The 7,852-nt window shown below is 37.4% G+C and carries 6 protein-coding genes and 1 rRNA gene; all 7 read left to right on the top strand.

Features of this window, described 5'->3' with window-relative positions; genetic code table 11:
- The first annotated feature begins 223 nt into the window (after nt 1-223).
- Entirely contained in the window at nt 224-1,480 is a 1,257-nt protein-coding gene (gene murA / locus A9G47_RS04890; protein ID WP_065642331.1) for a UDP-N-acetylglucosamine 1-carboxyvinyltransferase, read from the top strand.
- Nucleotides 1,480-2,055: a protein deglycase YajL gene (yajL, locus tag A9G47_RS04895; protein WP_065582145.1), complete on the top strand. Its 576-nt coding sequence runs from the start codon at nt 1,480-1,482 to the stop codon at nt 2,053-2,055. Before murA ends, yajL begins: the two co-directional genes overlap by 1 nt.
- Before the next feature lie 12 nt (nt 2,056-2,067).
- Nucleotides 2,068-2,973 carry a cation diffusion facilitator family transporter gene (locus A9G47_RS04900; RefSeq protein WP_065642332.1) on the top strand — a complete coding sequence of 302 codons (906 nt, stop codon included), beginning with the start codon at nt 2,068-2,070 and terminating at the stop codon, nt 2,971-2,973.
- A gap of 84 nt (nt 2,974-3,057) precedes the next feature.
- The gene (gene pfkA, locus A9G47_RS04905) at nt 3,058-4,020 is read left to right on the top strand and encodes a 6-phosphofructokinase (protein ID WP_065567323.1); all 963 of its coding nucleotides are present in this window, start codon (nt 3,058-3,060) and stop codon (nt 4,018-4,020) included.
- A gap of 218 nt (nt 4,021-4,238) precedes the next feature.
- A complete protein-coding gene (locus tag A9G47_RS04910) occupies nt 4,239-4,490 on the top strand; it encodes a GNAT family N-acetyltransferase (RefSeq protein WP_065567324.1) in 252 nt (83 codons plus the stop codon).
- Nucleotides 4,491-4,639: 149 nt separating this feature from the next.
- The gene (locus A9G47_RS04915) at nt 4,640-5,710 is read left to right on the top strand and encodes an acyltransferase (RefSeq protein ID WP_255309207.1); all 1,071 of its coding nucleotides are present in this window, start codon (nt 4,640-4,642) and stop codon (nt 5,708-5,710) included.
- A 563-nt stretch (nt 5,711-6,273) separates the two neighbouring features.
- Nucleotides 6,274-7,811 (top strand): 16S ribosomal RNA (locus A9G47_RS04920).
- Nucleotides 7,812-7,852: the final 41 nt, after the last annotated feature.

Genomic DNA, 7,852 nt, shown 5'->3' on the forward strand with positions numbered 1-7,852 from the left:
CAGTATATACCAATAAAGGTGCGAATTTGCCTGAGCCAATCATTGATTAATTGTAATGATTATTAGATTCGCAAATAAAAATCAAATTTTTGATAGCGTTTGATTTTCTGTACTTTTAGTTGATTTGAAAAGAATAGCACTTTAATTTTTTCATGAAATTCATTTATCTATTAGTAAATAACTTCTATAATGTTTGCCAATTTATCACGCATAAGAGTTAATAATGGAAAAGTTTCACGTAAAAGGCCCTACCACGTTAAACGGTGAAGTGGTTATTTCTGGCGCAAAAAATGCTGCGCTGCCAATTTTATTTGCTGCCATTTTGGCTGAAAAGCCTGTTGAACTTAGAAATGTTCCCAAGTTGAGAGATATTGATACGACTTTGGAATTGCTAAGTCAGCTAGGTGTAAAATGTGAGCGAAATGACTTTATTCATCTTGATGCGGGTCATCTTAATAACTATTGTGCGCCTTATGAGTTAGTTAAAACTATGCGAGCTTCAATTTGGGCTTTAGGTCCACTTGTAGCACGATTTGGGCAAGGACAAGTTTCATTGCCTGGTGGTTGCGCTATCGGAGCAAGGCCTGTCGATCTTCATATTACTGGTCTTGAACAATTAGGTGCAACTATCACGCTTGATGAAGGTTATGTTAAAGCATCAGTAAATGGTCGGCTTAAAGGTGCTCATATAGTGATGGATAAAGTAAGTGTTGGTGCAACCGTTACTGTTATGTCAGCAGCAACTTTAGCGGAAGGTAAAACGATAATCGAAAATGCAGCTTGTGAACCTGAAATTGTTGATACAGCTAAATTTTTAAATATGCTAGGCGCCAAAATTACAGGTGCTGGTACTATGCGTATTGAGATTGAAGGTGTTGAACGCTTAGGTGGTGGTGTTCATGAGATAGTTTCTGATCGCATTGAAACAGGGACTTTTTTAGTGGCAGCTGCGATATCCAAAGGTAAAATTACTTGTCGTAATACTGATCCCACTTTGCTTGATGCTGTGCTTTCTAAGCTGAAGGAAGCTGGTGCTAAAATTGAATTTGGTAAAGATTGGGTGTGTTTAGATATGCAAGGAAAAAGAGCGAAAGCAGTGAATATTCATACCGCACCTCACCCAGGGTTTCCTACTGATATGCAAGCTCAATTTTCATTATTAAATATGGTTGCTGAAGGCACAGGGATCATTAAAGAAACGATTTTTGAAAATCGGTTTATGCATGTGCCTGAATTAATTCGTATGGGAGCCAGAGCAGAAATTGAAGGTAACACCTTAATAACTCACGGTGTCGAAAAGCTCGGTGGTACACAAGTAATGGCAACGGACTTACGAGCTTCAGCAAGTTTAGTTTTAGCGGGTTGTATAGCTGAGGGACTAACTACCGTTGATCGTATTTATCATATTGATCGAGGCTATGACAATATTGAAGCAAAATTAAGAAAATTAGGTGCCAATATTGAAAGGATAATAAAATAATGACAAAACAAGCATTGGTGTTTTTATCGGACGGTTGTGAAGAAACCGAAGCTGTGACAACAATTGATTTATTAACTCGAGCAGCAATTAATGTTACGACAGCCAGCATTTCAAGTTCTCGTGAAATTGCCTGCTCTCGAGGCGTAACAATTTTGGCTCAAAAAGTATTTTCAGACATTCAATACATCGATTTTGACGTAGTGGTGTTGCCTGGTGGGTTAAAAGGAGCTGAAAACTTTCGAGATTGTCCATTATTGATTGAAAAATTAAAGCAAACGCATTTAAATGGTGGTATTGTTGCTGCAATTTGTGCTTCGCCAGCTATGGTTTTACAACATCATAATTTATTTCCTAACGCTAATATGACAGGCTACCCAACAACTAAAGATGCATTCAAAAATTGGAAAGCAGATAGGGTTTATTTTGACAAGTCGAATAACGTTATTACTAGTCAAGGTCCTGCGACTTCTATTGATTTTGCTTTAAAAATTATCGATGTATTGTTAGGCCGAACAAAGGCTGCTGAGGTTGCCGAGCAGTTAGTTCTTCCGTTGGGAATTGAGTCTTATCAATAAATTAGATACTAAATGCCAAATTCACATTTGTACGAAAAGTTAGTTAAAAGAGCAACGTTAATTGCCGTTTTGACCTCTATTTTCCTAATTTTAATTAAATTTATTACGTGTTGGTTAACTGGTTCAATAAGTTTATTTGCTTCATTACTGGATTCAAGTATTGATTTACTTGCATCTGGTTTCAATTTTTTTTTAGTTCGCTATGCGTTAAAACCTGCTGATGATGAGCATACTTTTGGTCATGGCAAGGCTGAATCTTTGGCTGCATTGTCACAAAGCGCATTTATTATTGGCTCGGCGATAATTTTATTATTTTCTAGTATTCGATCTTTTATTCATCCTAGCGAATTGCAAATCCCTTTATTAGGAATTATGGTTTCGACAGTTTCGGCGGTAATCACAGGCTTCCTTGTTTTATATCAAAGGCGAGTTGTAAAAATGACTCATAGTCATGCTATTCAGGCTGATATGCTACATTACTCCTCCGATATGTTGATGAATATTGCTGTTATCATTGCGCTTTGCTTAAGTTGGTATGGACTTACTTATGCTGATGCTGTCTTTGCCGCCTTGATTGCTTTATATATTTGTTATAATGCTTACCATATTGCTTATCATGCTATCCAAGATCTGCTGGATCGCGCTTTGCCTGATAGCGATAATGTACGAATTGCTGAAATTATTTCTTCATACCCTGATGTTCTAGGTTTTCATGATCTAAAAACACGACAAGCAGGACCTATAAAATTTATTCAATTACACCTTGAACTCGATGACGACATGCCTTTAATTAAAGCTCATGCTATTGCGGATGCTATTGAAAAATATATTGCAGAAGAATTTTCACCTGCAACAGTAATTATTCATCAAGACCCAGTTTCAGTTGTGCCTGCTGAAATGAAAAAGCAGAAAAATTAATCAGAAATAGCTTTTATTGTCTATTGTTAGATATCTGTTAAGACTCTATAATAACGAAAAGTTAATAAATTGGAGTTATTTAATATGATAAAAAAAATAGGTATTTTAACCAGTGGTGGCGATGCTCCAGGAATGAACGCAGCTATTCGTGGTGTAGTTAGAACTGCATTGGCAGAAGGGCTAGATGTTTTTGGTATCTATGATGGTTATATGGGTCTTTGTGAAGATCGCATTGTTCAACTAGAACGTTCAAGTGTGTCAGATATTATTACTCGTGGTGGCACATTTCTTGGTTCGGCTAGATTTCCAGAATTTAAAGATAAAGCAGTAAGACAAAAGGGCATTGCTAATTTGAAAAAGCATCAAATTGATGCTTTAGTTGTTATTGGTGGTGATGGTTCTTATATGGGGGCAATGCGATTGACTGAAGAAGGTTTCCCATGTATTGGTTTACCAGGTACTATTGATAATGATATTCGTGGCACTGATTATACTATTGGTTATTTTACTGCGCTTAGCACTGCTGTTGAAGCTATTGATAGATTACGCGATACTTGTTCTTCACATAACCGAATTTCAGTAATTGAAATTATGGGACGAGACTGTGGCGATCTAACCTTAAATGCCTCAGTTGCCGGTGGATGTGAGTTTATGATTATTCCTGAGGTTTCATATACTAAAGAAGATCTAATCGAAGAGATTAAACTCGGCTTTGCTAAAGGTAAAAAACATGCGATTGTGACTGTTACCGAGCATATGTGTGATGTTAAGCAACTTGCTGCAGACATTGAAGCAGCAGTCCATCACGAAACACGGGCAACAGTATTAGGGCATGTTCAACGAGGCGGTTCACCGGTTCCTTATGATCGTATTTTAGGTTCTCGTATGGGAGCTTATGCCGTTGAATTATTGTTACAAGGTGAGGCAGGTAGAAGCGTAGGTGTACAAAATAATAAATTAGTGCATCATAATATTGTTGATGCTATCAATAATATGAAACGCCCATTTGATATTGATCTATACAATACTGCCAAACGATTATTTTAAATGTTTATTGTGCAACTAAAGCATAATCTACATTAATTAATATCATTCTGTTTTGCTATAGGTGAACTGTTAAAGATAAAATCTTAAAACCGTCACCTATTTTTTTCTCTACATGTTTTCCTGTAATAGATTTCAGTTATTATTAAAAATTCTTGGATTTTATTAAGTATGGATGTACTTTATAGTCAATTAATTACACATATTATGCGGGTAATTTTATGTCATTACGTTTTTTAGAAGAAAGCAATCGCTTTTATGTTTGTGATACTAATAATAAAGAAATCGCTGAAATGACTTTTACAAGAGTGGGAAAAGATAAAGCGACTATTAATCATACTTATACCGATCCAAAATATCGAGGGCAAGGTATCGCTGATAATTTATTAGAGTTAGTGGTAAAACGTCTCCGGCAGGAAAATCGAGAAATTATTCCTATTTGTTCATTTGCGGCGAATAAATTGGTTAGGTAATCAAATCAAGCATAATTCGATTATAATATTGATTTATATCAATATTTTCACTGTATTCTTATATGGTTTTTTTTTGTAAAAGAGTATTCTAGTTACATAAATATGTGATAATGTATGCACATTCACTTTCATTATTCACACTATCGAAAATGCTAACAGAAAAACCGCAAAAAATTCATTCTATTCACGTATTACGTGGCGTTGCGATTATTATGATTGTTTTTAGTCACTGCTTAGGTGTATTTAAAAATAATCATTTAATTACAAATAGTTATTTATTTTCTTTTTTAAATTTATTTGCATTTAATTTCACTACTTTTTTTGTATTAATTGCCGGTTTTTTATTTCAACACTTGACTTACAAATATGATACTAAAGCATACTATTTATCAAAATTTAAGACAGTAGTATGCCCTTATATTTCGGTATCACTTTTTTGTTTTATCTTTTTTCATTATCAGTACTTATCCAATTTGCCATGGTTCTCATCAATTGAGCCTAGTGTTATGAATGCGATAGTTCACATGATGCTAACTGGCACACAGCTTCTACCTTTATGGTTTATGCCAATGATTATCATGATATATTTAATGGGACCACTTTTCTTTTATTGGTCGAAAAAAAAATTAATTGTTGCAGGTTTGATTGCTATGTTTTGGGTTGTGATGTTTACTAAGCCAGATTTTACTAAACCGTTTTTAAATTTATTGCATTACGGTCCTATTTATCTAATTGGCATGATGATAAAACAAAATTATGAAACTATTATCAAATCAGTAAAAGATAATTTGTTTTTGATAATATCCTTTTTTTGTTTATGTTTTTTCATTCCATTTGCTTATCGCTATATGACTCATTTGGTTGTAGAAAAGCTATATTATGATACATTACAAAAGATCGTTTTATTTATATTAGCACTTTATTTTTTAGATGGGCTCAACCATAAAGAGAATAAAGGAAAGATTTATAAATTTTTCTCTTATATGGCAAATATAAGTTTTCCTATCTATTTTATTCATGAAATCATTGTGTTACAGCTTGAGCATCTGTTATATCTCTCTCCACTAAGCAATATAATTAAAACGGATAATGGTTGGTTAGCATCATTGGGGGCTGTAACTTTTTTAGTCTCTACTTTAGTTATCAGTATTATGATTGCTAACATAATAAAATTAATTTTCAAAAATAACGCAAAATATCTTATAGGTGGAATTCGCTAAATCACGTTATTTATATTTAGTGCTTTTTAATGCTTTTGGTAAAAAAAGAATAATTACTATAGTGAGAATAATCGTTCTCTTTTTAAATATAGTCAAAATATAAATTAATTTTGAAAAAATTATTGAAAATTCGAGGGTTTTTATATTTAGATCAAATGCAGCGAATAAAAGGGTTTGAACAAATAAAAAACAAACGAGAGGAAAATTGAAATTAATGCTTGCACGAATTTTTAAAGTCCCTATAATGCGCATCCACTGACACGGCGTCAGCGAAAAGCTGAGGCAAGTTAGTGAAAAATTAAGATCAAAAATTTTGAAAAAAGATCTTGACGAATAAAAAAGGTTAGCGTAGTATATGCAACCCTTGAGACAGCGAAGTAAATTAACGAAAAGTTAGTTGATTTAAAAAGGCTGTTAGCTCTTTAAAAATAAGAAACAGACAATCTGTGTGGGCACTTGCGAGACAAAAAATTAAAGTCTACGGACTAAAAAATTAAGTCTTGATAAGTGACACTGAAGATTCATTTGAATATGTCAGAGACAGTTATTGAGCATCAAACTTTAAATTGAAGAGTTTGATCATGGCTCAGATTGAACGCTGGCGGCAGGCTTAACACATGCAAGTCGAACGGTAACATGAGTGCTTGCACTTGATGACGAGTGGCGGACGGGTGAGTAAAGTATGGGGATCTGCCGAATGGAGGGGGACAACAGTTGGAAACGACTGCTAATACCGCATAAAGTTGAGAGACCAAAGCATGGGACCTTCGGGCCATGCGCCATTTGATGAACCCATATGGGATTAGCTAGTAGGTGGGGTAAAGGCTCACCTAGGCGACGATCTCTAGCTGGTCTGAGAGGATGGCCAGCCACACTGGAACTGAGACACGGTCCAGACTCCTACGGGAGGCAGCAGTGGGGAATATTGCACAATGGGGGGAACCCTGATGCAGCCATGCCGCGTGTATGAAGAAGGCCTTCGGGTTGTAAAGTACTTTCGGTGATGAGGAAGGTGTTGTATCTAATAGGTGCAACAATTGACGTTAATTACAGAAGAAGCACCGGCTAACTCCGTGCCAGCAGCCGCGGTAATACGGAGGGTGCGAGCGTTAATCGGAATGACTGGGCGTAAAGGGCATGTAGGCGGATAATTAAGTTAGGTGTGAAAGCCCTGGGCTCAACCTAGGAATTGCACTTAAAACTGGTTAACTAGAGTATTGTAGAGGAAGGTAGAATTCCACGTGTAGCGGTGAAATGCGTAGAGATGTGGAGGAATACCGGTGGCGAAGGCGGCCTTCTGGACAGATACTGACGCTGAGATGCGAAAGCGTGGGGAGCAAACAGGATTAGATACCCTGGTAGTCCACGCTGTAAACGATGTCGATTTGGAGTTTGTTGCCTAGAGTGATGGGCTCCGAAGCTAACGCGATAAATCGACCGCCTGGGGAGTACGGCCGCAAGGTTAAAACTCAAATGAATTGACGGGGGCCCGCACAAGCGGTGGAGCATGTGGTTTAATTCGATGCAACGCGAAGAACCTTACCTGGTCTTGACATCCACAGAATCCTGTAGAGATATGGGAGTGCCTTCGGGAACTGTGAGACAGGTGCTGCATGGCTGTCGTCAGCTCGTGTTGTGAAATGTTGGGTTAAGTCCCGCAACGAGCGCAACCCTTATCCTTTGTTGCCATCGGTTTGGCCGGGAACTCAAAGGAGACTGCCGTTGATAAAGCGGAGGAAGGTGGGGACGACGTCAAGTCATCATGGCCCTTACGACCAGGGCTACACACGTGCTACAATGGCGTATACAAAGGGAGGCGACCTCGCGAGAGCAAGCGGACCTCATAAAGTACGTCTAAGTCCGGATTGGAGTCTGCAACTCGACTCCATGAAGTCGGAATCGCTAGTAATCGTGAATCAGAATGTCACGGTGAATACGTTCCCGGGCCTTGTACACACCGCCCGTCACACCATGGGAGTGGGTTGCACCAGAAGTAGATAGCTTAACCTTCGGGAGGGCGTTTACCACGGTGTGGTTCATGACTGGGGTGAAGTCGTAACAAGGTAACCGTAGGGGAACCTGCGGTTGGATCACCTCCTTACGAAGAGCTCGTAAGTGTTCACACAGATTGTTTGTTTAGAA

The sequence above is a fragment of the Gilliamella sp. WF3-4 genome (assembly GCF_001690275.1).
Lineage (GTDB): Bacteria > Pseudomonadota > Gammaproteobacteria > Enterobacterales > Orbaceae > Gilliamella > Gilliamella apicola_C.

Coding starts and splice junctions, on each gene's coding strand:
- murA (WP_065642331.1), top strand. CDS start 224: ATGGAAAAGTTTCACGTAAAAGGCCCTACCACGTTAAACGGTGAAGTG.
- yajL (WP_065582145.1), top strand. CDS start 1,480: ATGACAAAACAAGCATTGGTGTTTTTATCGGACGGTTGTGAAGAAACC.
- A9G47_RS04900 (WP_065642332.1), top strand. CDS start 2,068: ATGCCAAATTCACATTTGTACGAAAAGTTAGTTAAAAGAGCAACGTTA.
- pfkA (WP_065567323.1), top strand. CDS start 3,058: ATGATAAAAAAAATAGGTATTTTAACCAGTGGTGGCGATGCTCCAGGA.
- A9G47_RS04910 (WP_065567324.1), top strand. CDS start 4,239: ATGTCATTACGTTTTTTAGAAGAAAGCAATCGCTTTTATGTTTGTGAT.
- A9G47_RS04915 (WP_255309207.1), top strand. CDS start 4,640: ATGCTAACAGAAAAACCGCAAAAAATTCATTCTATTCACGTATTACGT.